This is a genomic window from Aliiglaciecola litoralis (genome assembly GCF_039523355.1).
GTDB classification, from domain to species: Bacteria; Pseudomonadota; Gammaproteobacteria; order Enterobacterales; family Alteromonadaceae; genus Aliiglaciecola; species Aliiglaciecola litoralis.
The window spans coordinates 539,443-556,799 of the sequence record NZ_BAAAFD010000001.1; the positions used below are offsets into that span (position 1 = coordinate 539,443).

Here is a 17,357-nt window from a genome sequence, read left to right on the forward strand (position 1 = left end):
TCAGCTAGTCTGTACAGGTAATATTCAGGTTAATTCGAGCAGCAATCGAGAGCCGTTTGATTAAAAAACCTCAATTCGGGATCAGGTTAAATTTGCTTCTGCAGTCGTGAGCCCGTGACTTTTAATGTGGTGTCTTCACCGACTTCGCCATCAGGGTCTCGGAAATTAAAGATCCTTGTTAACGTCATTTCAGATACCTTTCCATCAATATAGCCTGGTTCAAACCGCCACTTTTTCAGCGCTTTACGGATTGAACGTTTGAAATAACCTGGCACATTTTTCTCAAACTCGATGTGACTAATACGCCCATTTTTGTCGACTATAAACGACACTTTTACATCCGCTTCGACATTTCTGGCGATCGCAGTACGTGGATAATTAGGGCGGGCATTGCGAACCAACGAAGGTGCTACGATTGAGATTAACTCGGCTTGGTTCTTGACCTCATTTTTAGGTGAGGCCGCGGTAACAGCAGATAAACGCGTGTCGGACTGCTTATTGTTAACTGACGGAATGGCATACTTGCTTACTTGTCCATTATCGCTAATCACCGAAAAACGGGCTGCGTTGCTTGCTGCTAATGTCGCTGGAGTGACTTCGGTCAACTCAGCACCACCTAGTTTTGTTGCCTCATTATCAATCGATACTGCTGTAACAGCGTTAGCTTGCAAGCCAGTTTGATTGGATTGGGCACTATCAACATTGGTGTTCTTTTTCACCAGCGCTTGTGGCTCAATCGCGGTTGCTAGCGTTTCTTGTTGATCTGCAAGGCCACTATTAGCTTGTGGCTGTTGTGGGACCGCTGCGGCTTGAAGAGTTAATGCGTCTTTAGCATTAACATCAATGCTCTTTCCAGGCTTGGCACTTTGGCTAATACCAGAAATAGAGGCATTTGCTTGCTCTGCCGTAGGTTGCGTTTTGGTATTGTTGGCCGTGTCTTTTTCACCCTCGGTGTTGTTATCACTAAGTGCTTGCAAACTCTCGCTGTCTAATGTTAACAACGGTTGAGGCTCGTTTACTTCACCGTGCAAAACGTCAACAATCCGAGTCTGGTAGCCCGCATGTGCTGAAAACAACATGACTGCCATCGATATAGCCACTAAGCTGGCCAATACCATAGAATGCCAGCTACGTGACGATTTACTCGCACAATCGGTGTGCTCTATCATGCGCACAACTCGATTTTTTAAGTCACCGCCGGTAGCCGCCATCGCAAGCTGCGGAATATGATGACTGCGAATAGACTCAGCATCGGTTAGCGCAGTGGCATAGGCTTTAACATTGCCACAAGTTTGCACTGCTATGTCGTCACAACAATACTCACGCTCAATACGGATCTGCAACGAGATCCAATTCACCAAGGGATGGAAAAACAATAAAATGGATGCCAGTGTTTGGAAAAAATTTACTAGATAATCGTGACGTTTGACGTGCGCCAATTCATGCGCCAACAGCATTTCCAATTGAGCATTGCTTAGGCCACTTGCCATCGAAAATGGCACCAACACAACCGGTTTAATGAATCCCACCACCATGGGCACTTCTGCATTTAATGAAATAAGTAACTTGGTGAAGCGGTTAACTTGCAATCGTGTAAGCAGATTATCGAATATTTCACTAATCTCTTCATGGGGTTCGATTACGTTGCGTCTAGGTAACTGGTAAACATTGAATAACTCGAACATCAAATGAATACTTAAGTAAATCACCCCGACAAACCACAAAATTGCGGTACTAGAGAGCAACAAGCTCCAATCTAACCAGCTCCAAACTGGCTCTGCACTGGCGCCAACGTGTTGCGCTTGGATTAACTCAACCACTGCAGGAGATAGCTGTTCAATACTTACCACAGATACGGGTTGATACAGCCAGAAAAAAGTCGAAACCGGCACTGCCACACACAAGGCCATGGCCGCCAAAGAGATCACATAACGAAGTTCAGATTGACGTTTATTGATCGTATTAAGTGCAATATAAAGCCCAAATGCGATAACGCATCCTTGCCATAAAAAGTGTAGCAACGTTTTTGCTAAAGCACTGATGACAGGACTATCAATCAGAAATACTAACAGATCCATTATTAGTCTCCTTAACGTGTTTTCTTCTCGAGTGAATCCAATAACCCACGGATTTCAGCAATTTCGTCGGAACTGGTGGAATCTCCTAAAGCGCGTACGACCAAATCAAATTTAGAACCGCCGAATGCTTTAGCAAGCATATCCTTAATTATAGAGCTTTGCGTTTGCTCTTGACTGTAGTTCGCCGTATATACATGCGCTCGGGCGCTTTCATCACGTTTGACGAAGCCTTTTTCATGCATAATTTGGAACATTTTAAGTGTGGTTGTGTATGCGGCTTTATGGTCTGCATTCACCGCTTCATGTACTTTCCTAACGGTTGCGGGTTCGATTTTCCATAGTATTTTTAGCAGCTCTAATTCCGCAGCAGTTGGAACTGTTTTATTTTTATCCATTCTATGCTCCTGGATGACCTAAAGTCACATAGTGGTGTAGGTTTATACAAAACAGAAAAAATGAGATAAACCTAACATATGTATTATTCCCAGTGTTAGAACAATACGCTGGTAGTAACAGCATAATTGCTGTTACTACCAAAAAGCAATTAACACTTCTTCTTTAGTCGAGAACCTGTATTTCTTGAACACATATCAGCCTGCGCAGACGCATTAGACGCTTTAGATGCGTTATTCGCATTACCACTTGCCGAATCGGTAGATTTACAACCCGCCATAGCAAGCAAAGCGGTCAGACATAATAAGATAAGTTTGAATTTCATTTTTAAGGTTCCTAATTTATTAAAGGTACAAAGCAAGTGCTTTATATCTTGTCCTGAAGACTCGACGAACTTATCTACTAAAAGTATAGTAGACTTTTATAAAGTTATACGAAAACATTCGTAGCTGTCAAACCTTATTGCAAATAAACAATTAAAAAAGAAACACTTGGCAGAAGTTCTAAAGTAAAAAGTATGCTTCTTAGACTTAATTTTGTAGCTATGCCCTGACGTTTGCTCACAATATTGCACAAGGTAAAGCGGTTTTTAAACATCTCGACTATTGTGCATCACCGTAAACTCAGTAAACTTGTGCCCTTTGAAATTGTGTCTAAGGATCACCATGCTTTCATCTGCCCAACTTAACACCATGCTTACTTTGCAAGACAAAATGAATCAAAAGGTTAATCCGCAATGGTTAACTGCAGGCTATCAGTATCTTAGAGCTGCGATGATCGAGGCGGTTGAAGGTATTGAGCATCATGGTTGGAAATGGTGGAAGGCACAGCAAAAAGACTTAGCGCAATTGCAAATGGAGCTTGTCGATATTTGGCATTTTGCCCTATCCGCTATCATCATTGATTTTGATGGTGATATTCAACGATCTGCGCAAACCATTGCGGATCAACTCGCTGCAAACACCGAAAGTGTGACCTTTGACGGGGTGGAATACTTATTTCTAGAGCAAGACATATTAGATAACCTAGAGTTAATGGTTGGCCTATGCGCAGCAAAACGTTTTTCAGTTCCCTTGTTTATCAAAATTGTAGAGCAGGCTGAGATGACCTCAGATGAATTGTATCGTCAGTATGTTGGTAAAAATGTGTTAAATTTCTTCCGTCAGGATCACGGTTATAAAGAAGGCAGTTATATTAAAATCTGGCAAAATCGCGAAGACAATGAGCATTTAGTCGATGTTCTTAACCAACTGGATATCCATGCTCAAAGTTACAGTGAAGATGTATACCAAGGGCTTGCTGCGCGCTACCCCAAGGACCAATAAGGCACTAGCACGCAAAGCTTGCAGCGCTAGGTTAATCACCACAAGAGCGAAAAGCTAACACTAAAATAGGGTTAGCTTTTCATTGTCATTTACTAACCATGGAATAGCCTTGCCAGCTACAATCCACGCCGAGCCAAAAGCGATTAGCGCCGCAGCCTCAGCGACAAATACCACCGAAGTCCACCCGAAGGATTGCTGATAATCGATAAAAAGCGTCGATAACATTACTGCCATAGCGATCACCATCACCACACCACACGTTAAATAGATTTGGCTACGACGCTTTTTCTTTCCTTCTTGGTGTTTAATATCATTTCGAAAAAAAACAAAACAAAAAATCGCAAGTACCACAAAAAGAATAGAGGCTGAAACATAGTGCAATGTTCCTGTTGATGACTCGCCATAGATATCACAGACTTTTTCAAATATATCGGCATCACAGGACGTAGGGAAAACCGCCACACCTATCGCCGCAATAGCGGCAAGCTTACTCGTATACTTTTGCCAATTAGTATGTCCGTTGTACGCCCACAAAAAAGCAGCTACAACAAATAACAAGCCAACGAAAGCATCTCTGGCATTGGTGTAATAGGACGCACTAATGGATGGCAGTTCAAGTTTGGCGATCAAAGTTACTATGACGGGTATGGAAACAGCAATAATTCCCACCAGTAATCGTAACGCCCGATAGTCAAACGTTAACAGCTTGGGTGGTTCAGGATGTTCCATAATGATTCCTTTTAATCGACTCCTTATTGAAATTTAGCAGCATTCAAAATAATTGCTTAATTTTTCACCAAAAAGAATCCCCTGTGACATGATTTATTTTTTAAAAAGTGCGCGCTTTAGGTCAAACTTTAGGGCTAACTACTTTGATTTGTCGCAAACAACGGTAAAACGAATCATTAAAAACGCTCATCAGCGAAGGAGACTTACTATCCGGAGTTCAGGTTAGTTAGGCTTAAACAAAATATCAGCATAATCTCGCCAACGACCTACGCTTGATTGTGAAATAGGCTTTCTGACTTGAATCGCACTCAAGGTATCCACCACCGCGGCAGTTCGATGTTGGTCAAGGCATTGCGACTCCATTGAGGTTCCTAAATAATCCATCACTGCAATTAACTGCTCCTGTGGTGAGCTTACTAACGCTTCATAGTGAATATCGATAAGTTGACCACTGAATTGACTACGCCAATGATTAGTTAACTCTTCTGTGTAATCTGCAAATTCAGCAAACTGAGCTAGGTCACAGAAATAAGGTTCGTTATGCGCAAAATAGTTCTTAAATACAGAAAGGCTTACATCCTTCATCGACCGATTTAATATGATGACTTTAGCATTGGCGAACAGTGCGAAGATTAGTCCAACATTTTGCACATTTGCCGGTAGTTTATTGATCACATATTTGGCCGACGAATGCTTTGACAGGTAATTAATGTAGTGAGCCGCAACCTTATCACGGTCTAATTGAGCGGCCTCAGATAAACATGCTGGAAAACGGTTCTGACTGGCTTTTTCGAGCAACGGGACACACACATTACTGAGAAAAGGTTGTTCGCCAACCGTGTCTATTTGTGAGTGTCTCGCTAACATCTGTTCCAATAAGGTAGACCCTGTGCGTGGCAAGCCGACAATAAAAACTGGCGTTATTGTTTCATTTTCTGTGTTTTTAGACGTGTTCGTGCCTGCTGGAAAGTGTTCGGCGATAGAGCGATAAAAGGGTGCCAACTGTTTGGTTGCAAAATCACACAAGCTTAATTGGAACGCGTTTGCCTGACGTAAATGGTTGGCAGCTCGCTGAAAATCGCCAACACGGTCATATGCTTGCCCCAACGCATAATCTATTAGCATTTTAACCCTACCCGATGATTGTTCAGAGAGTTGCCTTAACTGCTGCCACTGTGAATCACTGAGTGGTTTATGCCACACCCTTACCCTATCTAGCCATCCATAGGCAGAAAAAAGCGCATCATCACTTGCAATCTGCTGTTCTAATAAAGACTCTGCTGATGGCACATTGCCCATACGAATATGTTGTTGGATAAGGGCGCTCAATACGGTTTTGCTTTGTGGATACTGCTTCATCGCATAGTTAAGTGACGTTAATGCATCTGCAGGCGATGATACGGCATTAAAACTATTAGCTAGCAATATCAACGCATCTTGGGGATAGGGAGATAATTGACAAGCTTGAGAAAGCAGCGTAATCGCGCGGTCATAATCGGCTAATTGAAACGCAATCTTGCCTAAACCAAGATATGCAAACGCATTTTGCGCGTTATGCTTTAGCGCTTCTAAATAGGTTTGTTTTGCCGCTTCAAGCTGTCCGGCTTGGAAATGACGTTCTGCTTTTTCAATCAACGTTTGCGTCATAAAATGTCCATACTCATCATTGGGTCCAAAAGTTTAAAGACTTGAATTTAAGGTAAAAAAAAGCCTTGTCAATGACAAGGCTTTATCACGTTACAACCTCTTAAAAGTTATAAGTCGCTTTCAAGTAGTAGAATCCGCCGTTGAATCCAAATGGAGAGGTTTCATAGAACACCCCACCCCAAGTGTTATTCGCTAGGCCGACTGAAGCTGGAATATCAATGCGTTCAGCATCTTGGTCAAAGATATTCTGAGCACCGGCAGTAAGGGTGAATTCATCATTAACGAAGTAACTCGCTTCGAAATCCACTGTCACTGCAGCGTCTGCCATCTTGGCTGTTGCGTCATAGTCAACATGTACACCTTGGTACTCGCCATAGTAATTTACGCGAGTAAAGAATGAGAATGTGTCGTATGACTGAGACCAAGTTAGCGTTGCGCGGTGATTCGGTAAGTCTTCTTCAAGACGTTTTACTTTAAAGTCACCGGTAATTTCTGAGAAACGATCCACTTCGGTCTCGTTCCAGTTATACGCTAAACTAAAGGTAGACGAACCATCGAACAGAGCGGTGCTGTAGTTTGCAACAACATCAATACCTTGTGTGGTGGTATCAAAATCGTTCGTAAAGAAACTTACTTGCGCTAGTCCATCAACGTTAGGTACGCCAGCATTTTTAAGAATTTGCTTGTCAGCATCGGTCAAATTAATCTTCTCAGATTGGCTGATACGATCAGTCACTTCGATGTTGTAATAATCGATAGTCATGAACACATCACCCAACTCGTAGATCATACCGAAGGTAAAGCTTTGTGACTCTTCTGGTTCAAGTTCAGTACCACCTAACTGCACCGAAATGGGGTTAGTTGGAGGTAACAGTGCTGAATCTACCAGTACACCACTACTTAGGTTAGTTTGAACGTTACTGACGTTCGCCTGCCCTACAGTAGGCGCTCTAAAGCCGGTACTGATTGACCCGCGCAACGATAAATCGTCAGTCGCGTGAAATTGTGCAGAGACTTTGTAGTTTGCCGTTGAACCAAAGCTATCGTAATCCTCGAAACGCACTGCGTAACCCATCAAAAACGCTTCTGTATAAGGTACTTCAGCATCGATATACAAAGCAGCGCTGCGACGAGTTGAAACACCTTGATCAGAGGGTTTGAAGCCTGGGAAACCGTTTGAACCTACGCTAAAACCTTGGTCAAATAGTGGACCATCAGTGAACGAGGCAACATCCCCTGCGATAACTTCAAATGACTCTTCACGCCATTCTAAACCACCAGCCAAGTTGATATCGTCGTATAAATCAGCGTCGATTCGTTTGACTAAATCAAAGTTAAAGGTTTTTTCAAGCTGAATGTATTTACCAGGCGAGAAATCACGAGGTGTGTCTGGGCCTAATGAAGAGTTCAGTGTATTGAAGATAAAGAACTGAGATTCACTGCGTCCAACCGCACCACTGATGTCATAAAACACCCCTTTCGCAAAGCCTTCTTTAACTTCGCCTTTAGTACCAATCGTCAGTGATGTATCTGTGATATTACCACCGAAGTTAGGCGTAAAACCTTCAGGAATTGCTAGGTTGTGTGCGAAACAGTTGGCCGCCGTTAATGAATTAAGTGCTGTTTCATCAGGCAAGCCATTGTCGCCAATTTCCACCACTGGGCAGTTCAGTTGTTGATCTAAGCCATCAAGTGAACCAACTAAGATAGTAGCAGGGGCTGCATCCCAAGCCGCTTGGCCATCTGGATCATCATCACCAGGACGGTAGCTTGGTGAGCCGTCAAGATTACGCACTATGCCGCCATACACGCCAGGACGTGTTGTCGGGTTACGATAATAGAAGCCACCACGAACGTCACGCTCAGAGTAGTTACCGAACATGTAGAATTCTTTATCGTTGCCTAAATCAACTCCCACGTTTCCGAAGATAGTGATGTCATCATTGATTTCAGGAGAACCCCAAATTTGCGCAGGGTCGGCTACGTTTAATCCAGCCGCAGCAAAAGCAGCAGCATCTGGACGCTGCACACTACGGCTAGTAGCGTCAGCATTTTTATATTGGAAACTTAAATTGGCAAAACCATCTTTTGTGAATGGCATACCAACGTTACCAGCGATTTCAGTGGTTGTACCGTCACCTTCGTAATACTCACCGTGACGAACTTGCAAGGAACCACCTTCAGAGGCGTCTTTTAGCACGAAGTTCATTACGCCAGCAATAGCATCTGAACCGTACTGTGCTGCCGCACCATCTCTCAATACTTCAACCTGTTTAAGCGCAATTGAAGGAATAACCGAGATGTCAGGGCCTTGCGCACCATCATTGATACCACCGCCTAAAAATGCAATAACTGAAGAGCGATGACGACGTTTACCATTAAGCAATACTAGGGTGCTATCGGCAGACAAACCACGCAAGTTTGCTGGGCGAACCAAGGTTGCGGCGTCACTGATTGGATTGGTGTGTACGTTCAGTGAAGGCACGGTACCTTTTAATATTTCAAGCATGTCTGAATTACCCGTTTTAGAGAGTTCTTCAGCGCCAATGATATCGATTGGTACCGGTGAGTCACCGATTGAGCGAGGTGCTGCACGGCTACCTACTACCGCTATTTTTTCTACGTCAGCATTTTTGCTCGACGAGTCCTGCGCCATGCTAGGCGCAGCATACGCAAGAGAAAAAGCAGCTGTTGCTGCTAGTCCCAAGCGAACACTTGTTGAAATTCTTGATAAGTTTTTGTTCATGTGTTGTTCCCAATTATTATATTTTTGAAGATACTCACTGGGTGCTTTGCGCACTATATTTTTAAGCCACAATACAAAGTAATCAGCAAAGGTTGCAACTTAAAGGGGCCCTAAAGCGTAGCTGAGTACCTGTATAGTTATAGTCTCTTGCCGCCTAAAAAACAACTCTATTCGTAGAAAATCTCTTTTAAAATAGCGAGTTAGCCATAGCTTGTGGAACAAAAAATTGTCCAGACTATACAAACAGCGGACCTTAATCGAATCAGTTACGGTAGATATTTGATTTAATTGAAATTTCAACACTTGGAAATTTTATCTTAATTCGGTGATTAATTAGTCATCTGCAGCTACTGAACATAAAAAAGCCCCACTATTTAGTGAGGCAAGGAGTCCAGACCATCTGGATTAAGGGGAGAGAAAAGTGTAAATAAATAATTCAATGAGTTCCATTAGAGTGCCGCAAATTATCAATACTCTAACAATGTGCACTGCTCAATAATTAAGTCATTTCGCGTAATTTTTTAGCAACTCGAAGTTTACTTTCTATGCTTGGGATATAGTGTATCGCGGCGGCATCAAAAAAGCCTTGCCATCTGTCTCAAAATACTGGCCGGATGTCGCACAAAAATAACAATATACGCTCGATATAACACCGATAAGGAAATATAAGTGCTGCAGTCACTTTTGTTAGACAATAAAAATATCAGCAAGATGGGAAGAATAAGTTGGCAAGACCGTGCTGCTGTATTTAGTTATCCCGGTGTCACATTTAGCTTCGTCACGAATGCAGAAAAAGCCTTCATCACTGCACACTGCCTCGAAGGTAAGGGGCGCATTGATGTATTTTTAGACGATAAGTTGACCAAACAATGGGTTATCACGTCAAAGCTTAAAGAGTATCAACTACTGGGAAAATTAAAGTCTCGACCGGTTTGCGTAACAATCGTCAATCGAGGTGAAACCTGGCATGGCGTTATATCTATAAGTAAACTTCATTTACAAAATGGGGACATACTTACGCCACTTCCACAGCCACAAAGAAAGTTATTAATTATTGGGGACTCAGTCACTTGCGGGGCTTTAATGACTCGTGCAACTGAGGGCATTAAAGGCCCACAACTTTCAAATGCAGCGCAATCTTACGGGATGGTAATGGCCAACATGTTGGACGCACAAGTTCATTTGATTGGATACGGTGGTAGAGGGTTAACCCGCAGCTGGGATGGAAACCCTACGGATTTACAAGCACCGGATTTTTTCGAATATGCGGTGCCACGCAATATTGAACCTATTGCCTGGAACCATCAAAATTACACAGCTGATGTGATACTCATAGCGCTAGGCACCAATGACTTTCATTTAGGGGTCCCAGATAAGGATCAGTTTATTGCAACTTACGTTAATTTTATAAAACGGCTTTTGCAACTTCATCCGCAAGCGATGATCTTTATCACCGAAGGCCCCATGCTCAACGACACCGATCCCACGATGCCATACAAAACAATTGCAACAAGCTATTTGAAACAGGTTGTATTGCAGTTTAGCTCAGCCAATGTCAGTTACATGAGTTCAACGTTTTATCCGGGAGATAACCTCGACCCTCATCCAACAGAACAACAACATCAACACATAGCAGACGATTTCGCTACACAGCTAAAAGCAATATTAGATTGGTAATCAATTTAATTGAGTTAAATCGATTATAAAAAAGATCGCACAATACCAATCCAACGGCAAATTACCTTACCTGAGATAGGCAGGCCCCAAAATCACATCTTTCATATAAATTGACTCGCTAAGGTCTTAAAACAGCTGTACCTGCGGTTGCACACTTTATATCAACTTTAAGGTGGGTGTCCAAATAAGCAATTTAAGAGTGGGTGTCCACGTAAGAGACTCCTGTTAAGGTGGGTGTCCTCATAAGAGAACTTTAAGAGTGGGTGTCCTCGTAAGAGAACTTAGCCTTTGCGCATAAAAAAAGCTGCAAATCTGCAGCTTTTCTGAGTAACGGTTGAATTACACGTCGTAGGTGGTTGAGGCGGTGTCACCGCCACGGCCGGTCCAATTGGTGTGGAAGAACTCACCTCTTGGTTTGTCTTTTCGCTCGTACGTGTGAGCACCAAAGTAATCACGCTGCGCTTGCAGCAGATTTGCAGGTAAGTTTTCGGTACGGTAGCCATCAAAATAACTCAATGCCGACGACAAACACGGTATTGCAACGCCTTGCATTGCCGCCGTTGCAATTACTTCACGCCAGCCTTGTTGAGCATCGGTCACGACTTTATTGAAATAGTCGTCTAATAATAGGTTATCTAACTTACCATGATGGTCGTAAGCCGCTTTTATATTGTCCAAAAATACTGAGCGGATAATACAACCTTCTCGCCACATCATGGCAATAGCACCATAATCGAGTTCCCACTTATACTCTTTGGCCGCTTCTTGCATTACTGAAAACCCTTGGGCGTAAGATACGATTTTAGAGGCTAACAACGCTTGGCGAAGACTCTCTAAAAATGCCGTTTTATCACCATTAAAACGAGGGCTTGGGCCAGATATCACCTTAGATGCCTGTACTCTTTGGTCCTTAATTGCCGACAGGCAGCGAGCAAATACCGCTTCACCGATAAGTGTCAGTGGAACCCCCAAATGTAACGCGGTGATCCCGGTCCATTTACCTGTGCCTTTTTGTCCAGCAGTATCTAAAATTGACTCCACTAAGGCTTCATCATTTTCTTTATATCGCAGTATTTCTGCGGTGATCTCGGTGAGGTAACTGGATAACTCAGTTTCATTCCACTGAGTAAACACATCAGCCATTTCATCGGTGGTCATGCCAAGCAAATCACGCATTAAAATGTAACCTTCACAAATGATCTGCATGTCGCCATATTCAATGCCATTGTGGACCATTTTCACAAAGTGACCGGCGCCCCCCTCTCCTACCCAATCACAACAGGGGATAGTGAGTTCGCCATTTTGATCTTTTACCTTTGCCGAGATCGCTTGGAAGATAGGTTTCACATGTGGCCAAGCCGCAGGATTCCCCCCGGGCATAATTGACGGGCCTAACAGTGCGCCTTCTTCTCCTCCAGACACACCGGTTCCAACATAAAGAAGGCCTTTTTCTGCGAGCATTGCTGTGCGTCGATTAGAATCTTCAAATTGACTATTGCCACCGTCAATAATGATGTCGCCTTGCTCAAGATGAGGAATGAGTTTTTCAATAAAATCATCTACGGGTTGGCCGGATTTTACCATCAACATGATTTTTCTAGGCGTTGCCAATGACGCCACTAAATTCTCGATTGAATCGGCTCCACGAATGCTTTTATCTTTTGCGCGCGTTGCCAAAAAATTCTCTACCTTGCTGTAGGAACGGTTGTAAGCAGTCACCGTAAAGCCTTTGCTTGCCATATTCAAAATCAGGTTCTCACCCATTACGGCCAAGCCAACCACAGCAATATCAGAGAGTGTTTTCATGTTTTTCCTCATTGAACTATGTTGTTACTCGCGAACCTTAGTTAATTCAGCTCGAGAGTTTTTAATTGCTTAATGCAACTAAAAGAAAAGTAGCGCTAATTTACATCAAATACAGGGCTTTTTACAGCTTCAACATGGAAGATTTTTACGCTTGTGCTCATAAATGCCTTTCGTTCGCTAGGCGGACAATTTGTGTACCTAATTAGTCAGGCATAACTAGACAATAGAATGCGCAGAACATAAGCTAATTACACAATTTTTGTGTCTTTGGTGTACCTATAAATGAAATTCGTTGTTTTGCTTAGTTCGCTTCTATTTTGTGTCTCAGGTTTTGCTCATATCAAGAGCTCGACTTTGTCAGAGATTGAATCTCAACTGATTACGCAAATAAATAAGCAGTTACCTGACGCTAATGCCCTGCTTGAAAAAACGGTCAACATTAACAGTGGCACAATGAATTTCGACGGTGTCGAGAAAGTGGGACGAGTTTATCAGCAGCAACTAAACGAAATTGGCTTGGAAACAAAATGGATCAAAGGCACGGCTTTTGATAGAGCAGGTCATTTAGTCGCCCATTATGGCACTCGAGGCCCCAAAATATTAATGATTGGTCATCTTGATACGGTGTTTGAAAAAGACGATGGTTTTCAGCGTTACGAGAAACGAGATAACCAAAACGTTGCGGGCCCTGGCATTACCGATATGAAAGGTGGCGACGTGATCATGATTGAAGTACTTCGGGCACTTAAACACACCGGATTACTTGAAAATATGAGCGTGCGCGTGGTCATGACTGGTGATGAAGAACGCAGCGGTCGTCCGCTGAGTGAATCTAAAAAAGCCATCATCGAAGCTGCTAAGTGGGCAGATATCGCATTGGGGTTTGAAGATGGTGACGGCAACATAGAAACCGCGGTTGTGGCCAGAAGAGGCTCGGTGAACTGGCAGTTAGATGTCACCGGTAAACCTGCTCACTCATCGCAGATATTCAGTGATGAGGTGGGCTATGGCGCAATATTCGAAGCGGCCCGTATTCTAAATAGTTTTCGAGAAAAATTATCGAACTTAGGCGATCTGACCTTTAACCCTGGCGTGATCTTAGGTGGCACTGAAGTTGAGTTTGATGAGCAGACCGCCTCAGGTAACGCGTTTGGAAAAAACAACATTGTCGCTAAAACCCTTACCGTCCGTGGTGGAATAAGAGCCTTAACACCTCAAGAATTAACCCAAGCAAAAGCGATTATGCAGCAAATTACCCAACAACATCTGTTGCACACCCAAGCCAAATTAACGATTGCCGACGGTTATCCGCCAATGGCACCGAGGCCAGGCAATTACGCACTGCTGAAGCAATACTCTGCCGTCAGCGAAGACTTAGGTTACGGTGTAGTAGAGCCGGTCAACCCAAGAAACGCGGGGGCTGCAGACATTTCGTTTGCCGCAGAACATGTGGATATGGCATTAGATGGTTTAGGTTTGATGGGCTCAGGCGGCCATACTAAAGATGAAGTGGCAGACATGAGCAGTTTTACCAAAAACATGCACAAGGCAGCACTGTTGATGTATCGACTTTCAGTGCAACAGCCCGATTAAATTAACCGCAGGCTCACAGGGCAACTGATTGACTTCAGTCAAACCAACGAGCCTTTTTCTGATCACTCTAATCTCGGTATAGATACTATGCATATTGCAGTTTTTGGCTCTGCGTTTAACCCCCCCACTTATGGGCACCAAGACGCGATAAAGACAATATTGTCTCAACACCCGCCGTTCGAAAAAGTGCTGTTAGTGCCGTCCTTCCATCACGCATTTGGTAAAACCATGTTGGCCTATGAGCAAAGAGTGTCGCTTTTAAAATGCTTTGTTCGTGAGCTAGCAGATCCACGGGTTCACGTATGTGCTGTGGAGGATAAAATCGCCGTAAAGGGTAAACCCGTTTATACCTATGATCTGTTAGATTATTTGCAACGTCAGCATTATCCGAAGGATAAACTTACCTTCGTAATTGGCCCAGATAATCTTGACAACTGGCACAAGTTCTACCGAGCAGAGGAGGTGTTAACTCGCTGGCAGCGACTCGTGGTGCCCCAGCATAAAGACATTCGTTCCACCTACGTCAGAGACGCATTAGCCAAGGGAGTGAGCATCGAGCAATGGGTACCTAAAACCGTGGCTCAATATATTCAACAACATCAACTTTATGTTTGAGCTGGACATCCGCAGGTTTGGCAATCAGCTCGTTTTGGAACGTTAAAACGCTGCCACTGCTGAGTAGCAGCATCAAATAACAACAGCGTATTGAGCAGCGGTTCGCCATAATTGACCAATATTTTAATTGCTTCAAGCGCTTGTAATGCGCCAATAACTCCCACCACCGGTGACATGACTCCCGCCTCACTGCAGGTTAAAGATTGCTCTCCAAAAAAATGGCTAACACAGGCATAACACGCCGATTGTTGAGCTGGGAGCACGCAAAACAGCTGGCCTTCCATGCGAATTGCCGCCCCTGAAACAAGTGCAGTGTTGGTTTTCCAACACAGTGTATTCAACTGATTTCGCGTGGTTAGATTATCGCTACAATCAAGTACCAGGTCGTGTTGCTGCAATCGTTCTAACAACTCTTGATCGTTGAGGCGTTGCTCTACGCAGTTAAGTTTAGTCGCTGAATTGAGCTTTGACAGTGAGTCTCTTGCCGACGCGCATTTGGAAATCCCCACATCGCTTTCGCCATGTAACACCTGACGTTGCAGATTACTGGCATCCACGAGATCATCATCGACCAAGGTCAACTCGCCAACGCCACTGGCAACTAAGTATTGTGCCGCCGCGCAACCTAAGCCACCGACGCCAATCAACAGCACCCTAGAAGCCAGTAGTTGTTCTTGTTTCTCCAAATCAAAACCAGGCAACATGATGTGGCGGCTATAGCGCATCGCTTGTTTAGGCGTTAGTTGATTGGTCATCGAGCCGTTAATCCCTGTTGCAAAGAGTGTCTATAGGCGCTAATTGCGGGCATCGCTGATAACACAAAAGAAGCGCAACAAATCAGTCCAACTCGAGCCCAAGTGGCTATGGTAAATACGTTACTATCAATAAATAAGCCGTATTCTTGGGCTAACAGATCGGCGCCCATCATTAAACCAAGCCAGACCAACCCCACCCCAATGAGACTGGCAAACACAGTAATCAACATGGCCTCAGCTTGAATAAGGACAAAAATAACCCACGGTTTGGCGCCTATTGCCCGCAGTACTGCCATTTCGTTTTTGCGCTCTCGAATAGAAGTGAGCAGCATAGTTGCTAACCCCAGCAATGACGATATGAGCACCATAATTGACACAACCAACAAGATATTTTCAAGATTACCCACCAGCTCCCACAGCTCGGTGAGCGCTACCCCAGGAATAATCGCCATCAGTGGCTCCGCTTGATATCGATTAACCACGCTCTGCATTTGTAAGCTGTGCACTTTGGACTTCAATCCCACAAAGATTGCGCTAATAGCACTGATCTCAATATCAACATCCTGCCCGCTTTCAACGCGATGCATTACCTGCTCAGCTTGTTGCTGAGACATGTGCGCCACTTCCGCCCCCTGTAAAGAAATGTGGATGGTTTTATCTATGGGTGTACCGGTAGCGGCAAGTATGCCTGATACCACAAAAGGTGCGTGATCATGATGAGAAAAACTGACACTGCCCAAACCGTGAGACAAGACGATTTTATCGCCAATTTTAAAACCAAGTTGCTTGGCAACATCCGCACCTAGCATAGCGTCAAAGGGCGACTGGAATGCCTTACCTTGGGCTAATCGCAAAGACTGTTGACTGCCATATTTAAAGTGTTCGAGGTAATCAATGGTTGTGCCCATCACTCGAAATCCTTGATAGGAATCTCCCAGTGAAATTGGAATGGCCCAATCAACACTAGTGGCATTTTGTAATGCTTTATAGCTTTGCCAACGGATACTGTTAGTCGGATTACCCATGCGAAATACGCTGTAGAGCAGTAAATTCGTTGCACCAGTCGGCGCCCCAACTATTAGATCTACCCCCGAGACCGTGCGACCGAAACTTTGCTTTGCCTGCACTCGAAGGTGTTCAACCGCAATCAACAACGTCACGCTGACCACAATAGACAACAAGGTTAGCCAAGCCGCTGCTTTTCTATTGGCTAGACTATGCAGAGCAACCTTAAGCAACATGAGAGGGTTCCGAGTTAAGGATTTGATCTAATCGAATATGCTTTTCAAAATGCTGTGCTAAACCAATATCATGACTCACAAACACCAAAGTACATTGTGTCTGTCGAACACTATCAAGTAGCAGCTGAATAAAGCCGGCTTGTGCTTGGCTATCTAACGCTGAAGTTGGCTCATCAGCAATAATAATCTCAGGCTGATTAATCAACGCCCGTAATATGGCAACTCGCTGCTGTTGCCCTACACTGAGTTGATCGGCTCGTTGTTCCAGCAGTTGTTCCGATAACTGCAACATCGACATGTTATTGCGCAGTAGCTCACGAGACTCCTTTGACACGCCTTTGCCAAAATACGCGGCTAGCTCTACATTTTGCCTGACGCTCAAATAGGGGATTAAGTTGAATTGCTGGAACACCACGCCAATATGCTGGGCACGAAACTCATCTCGCTTGGCGCTAGATAAACTGGAAAATGGTTTCTCTAATAAGGTAATGGTGCCGCTGGTTGGCGTTAAGGTGCCGCAAATAAGGTTTAGTAAGGTACTTTTGCCAGAGCCGGATTGGCCCGAAACGAATATTTTATCACCCGCATCGACTTGCCACTTTGGAATGTCAATGATGGTCGGAGTGTCTTTTTGGTAGCGAAATGTTAGCTGCTCTATGTTGAGTGCCTTTGCCCTACCCCCACTCATTTAAACTCCTCAATTCAGTTAAATTGCAAAGCACACAGCCTGCATGTAATACGCATGCAGACTA

Annotated in this window: 14 protein-coding genes; 4 read left to right on the forward strand and 10 right to left on the reverse strand. The window is 43.9% G+C overall.

Translation table 11 applies throughout. From position 1 onward, the window contains the following. Window positions 1-86: 86 nt before the first annotated feature. The 3 genes from ABD036_RS02495 to ABD036_RS02505 all read right to left on the reverse strand — a co-directional run bounded on the left by ABD036_RS02495 (window position 87) and on the right by ABD036_RS02505 (window position 2,796). Entirely contained in the window at window positions 87-2,078 is a 1,992-nt protein-coding gene (locus tag ABD036_RS02495; protein WP_343856174.1) for a TonB family protein, read from the reverse strand. Window positions 2,079-2,089: 11 nt separating this feature from the next. Further along, entirely contained in the window at window positions 2,090-2,473 is a 384-nt protein-coding gene (locus ABD036_RS02500; RefSeq protein WP_343856176.1) for a BlaI/MecI/CopY family transcriptional regulator, read from the reverse strand. A gap of 149 nt (window positions 2,474-2,622) precedes the next feature. Then, complete coding sequence (locus tag ABD036_RS02505; protein WP_343856178.1) at window positions 2,623-2,796, reverse strand: hypothetical protein; 174 nt, start codon at window positions 2,794-2,796, stop codon at window positions 2,623-2,625. Between the two features lie 340 nt (window positions 2,797-3,136). On the opposite strand from ABD036_RS02505, the gene ABD036_RS02510 reads away from it, so the two are divergent. After that, complete coding sequence (locus ABD036_RS02510; protein WP_343856180.1) at window positions 3,137-3,796, forward strand: dUTP diphosphatase; 660 nt, start codon at window positions 3,137-3,139, stop codon at window positions 3,794-3,796. A gap of 60 nt (window positions 3,797-3,856) precedes the next feature. Here ABD036_RS02510 and ABD036_RS02515 read toward each other — a convergent pair whose 3' ends face one another. From ABD036_RS02515 to ABD036_RS02525, 3 genes are all read right to left on the reverse strand, one after another. After that, the gene (locus tag ABD036_RS02515) at window positions 3,857-4,525 is read right to left on the reverse strand and encodes a DUF998 domain-containing protein (protein WP_343856182.1); all 669 of its coding nucleotides are present in this window, start codon (window positions 4,523-4,525) and stop codon (window positions 3,857-3,859) included. Between the two features lie 222 nt (window positions 4,526-4,747). Then, window positions 4,748-6,172, reverse strand: coding sequence for a tetratricopeptide repeat-containing sulfotransferase family protein (locus ABD036_RS02520; protein ID WP_343856183.1), 1,425 nt, complete (start codon window positions 6,170-6,172; stop codon window positions 4,748-4,750). A gap of 100 nt (window positions 6,173-6,272) precedes the next feature. Beyond that, window positions 6,273-8,918, reverse strand: a complete 2,646-nt coding sequence (locus tag ABD036_RS02525; RefSeq protein ID WP_343856185.1) for a TonB-dependent receptor plug domain-containing protein — start codon at window positions 8,916-8,918, stop codon at window positions 6,273-6,275. 669 nt (window positions 8,919-9,587) lie between these two features. Between ABD036_RS02525 and ABD036_RS02530 the strand changes: the two genes are divergently transcribed. Further along, complete coding sequence (locus ABD036_RS02530; protein WP_343856186.1) at window positions 9,588-10,595, forward strand: SGNH/GDSL hydrolase family protein; 1,008 nt, start codon at window positions 9,588-9,590, stop codon at window positions 10,593-10,595. Window positions 10,596-10,934: 339 nt separating this feature from the next. Here the strand turns inward: ABD036_RS02530 and gnd are convergent, their stop codons facing one another. Next, entirely contained in the window at window positions 10,935-12,401 is a 1,467-nt protein-coding gene (gene gnd / locus ABD036_RS02535; protein ID WP_343856189.1) for a decarboxylating NADP(+)-dependent phosphogluconate dehydrogenase, read from the reverse strand. A 282-nt stretch (window positions 12,402-12,683) separates the two neighbouring features. Between gnd and ABD036_RS02540 the strand changes: the two genes are divergently transcribed. Together ABD036_RS02540 and ABD036_RS02545 are read left to right on the forward strand one after the other, a co-directional pair. Next, window positions 12,684-13,994, forward strand: a complete 1,311-nt coding sequence (locus ABD036_RS02540; RefSeq protein WP_343856191.1) for a M20/M25/M40 family metallo-hydrolase — start codon at window positions 12,684-12,686, stop codon at window positions 13,992-13,994. Between the two features lie 87 nt (window positions 13,995-14,081). Then, window positions 14,082-14,609, forward strand: coding sequence for a nicotinate-nicotinamide nucleotide adenylyltransferase (locus ABD036_RS02545; protein WP_343856192.1), 528 nt, complete (start codon window positions 14,082-14,084; stop codon window positions 14,607-14,609). Here the strand turns inward: ABD036_RS02545 and moeB are convergent. From moeB to ABD036_RS02560, 3 genes are read right to left on the reverse strand one after another with little or no spacing between them, the layout of a single operon-like run. Further along, window positions 14,600-15,364 carry a molybdopterin-synthase adenylyltransferase MoeB gene (gene moeB, locus ABD036_RS02550; protein ID WP_343856194.1) on the reverse strand — a complete coding sequence of 255 codons (765 nt, stop codon included), beginning with the start codon at window positions 15,362-15,364 and terminating at the stop codon, window positions 14,600-14,602. The two genes, ABD036_RS02545 and moeB, sit on opposite strands and share 10 nt — an antisense overlap. Next, on the reverse strand, window positions 15,361-16,605 hold the full coding sequence (locus ABD036_RS02555; protein WP_343856195.1) for an ABC transporter permease: 1,245 nt from the start codon (window positions 16,603-16,605) through the stop codon (window positions 15,361-15,363). The genes moeB and ABD036_RS02555 overlap by 4 nt, the downstream gene beginning before the upstream one ends. Further along, window positions 16,595-17,293 (reverse strand): ABC transporter ATP-binding protein, encoded by a 699-nt coding sequence (locus tag ABD036_RS02560; protein WP_343856196.1) that lies wholly within the window; start codon window positions 17,291-17,293, stop codon window positions 16,595-16,597. The genes ABD036_RS02555 and ABD036_RS02560 overlap by 11 nt, the downstream gene beginning before the upstream one ends. Window positions 17,294-17,357: the final 64 nt, after the last annotated feature.

Bases quoted from the DNA above. Each gene is read 5' to 3' on its own strand.
- ABD036_RS02495 (WP_343856174.1), bottom strand. From the start codon at position 2,078: ATGGATCTGTTAGTATTTCTGATTGATAGTCCTGTCATCAGTGCTTTA.
- ABD036_RS02540 (WP_343856191.1), top strand. From the start codon at position 12,684: ATGAAATTCGTTGTTTTGCTTAGTTCGCTTCTATTTTGTGTCTCAGGT.
- ABD036_RS02525 (WP_343856185.1), bottom strand. From the start codon at position 8,918: ATGAACAAAAACTTATCAAGAATTTCAACAAGTGTTCGCTTGGGACTA.
- ABD036_RS02505 (WP_343856178.1), bottom strand. From the start codon at position 2,796: ATGAAATTCAAACTTATCTTATTATGTCTGACCGCTTTGCTTGCTATG.
- ABD036_RS02560 (WP_343856196.1), bottom strand. From the start codon at position 17,293: ATGAGTGGGGGTAGGGCAAAGGCACTCAACATAGAGCAGCTAACATTT.
- ABD036_RS02520 (WP_343856183.1), bottom strand. From the start codon at position 6,172: ATGACGCAAACGTTGATTGAAAAAGCAGAACGTCATTTCCAAGCCGGA.
- ABD036_RS02545 (WP_343856192.1), top strand. From the start codon at position 14,082: ATGCATATTGCAGTTTTTGGCTCTGCGTTTAACCCCCCCACTTATGGG.
- gnd (WP_343856189.1), bottom strand. From the start codon at position 12,401: ATGAAAACACTCTCTGATATTGCTGTGGTTGGCTTGGCCGTAATGGGT.
- ABD036_RS02515 (WP_343856182.1), bottom strand. From the start codon at position 4,525: ATGGAACATCCTGAACCACCCAAGCTGTTAACGTTTGACTATCGGGCG.
- moeB (WP_343856194.1), bottom strand. From the start codon at position 15,364: ATGACCAATCAACTAACGCCTAAACAAGCGATGCGCTATAGCCGCCAC.
- ABD036_RS02510 (WP_343856180.1), top strand. From the start codon at position 3,137: ATGCTTTCATCTGCCCAACTTAACACCATGCTTACTTTGCAAGACAAA.
- ABD036_RS02500 (WP_343856176.1), bottom strand. From the start codon at position 2,473: ATGGATAAAAATAAAACAGTTCCAACTGCTGCGGAATTAGAGCTGCTA.
- ABD036_RS02555 (WP_343856195.1), bottom strand. From the start codon at position 16,605: ATGTTGCTTAAGGTTGCTCTGCATAGTCTAGCCAATAGAAAAGCAGCG.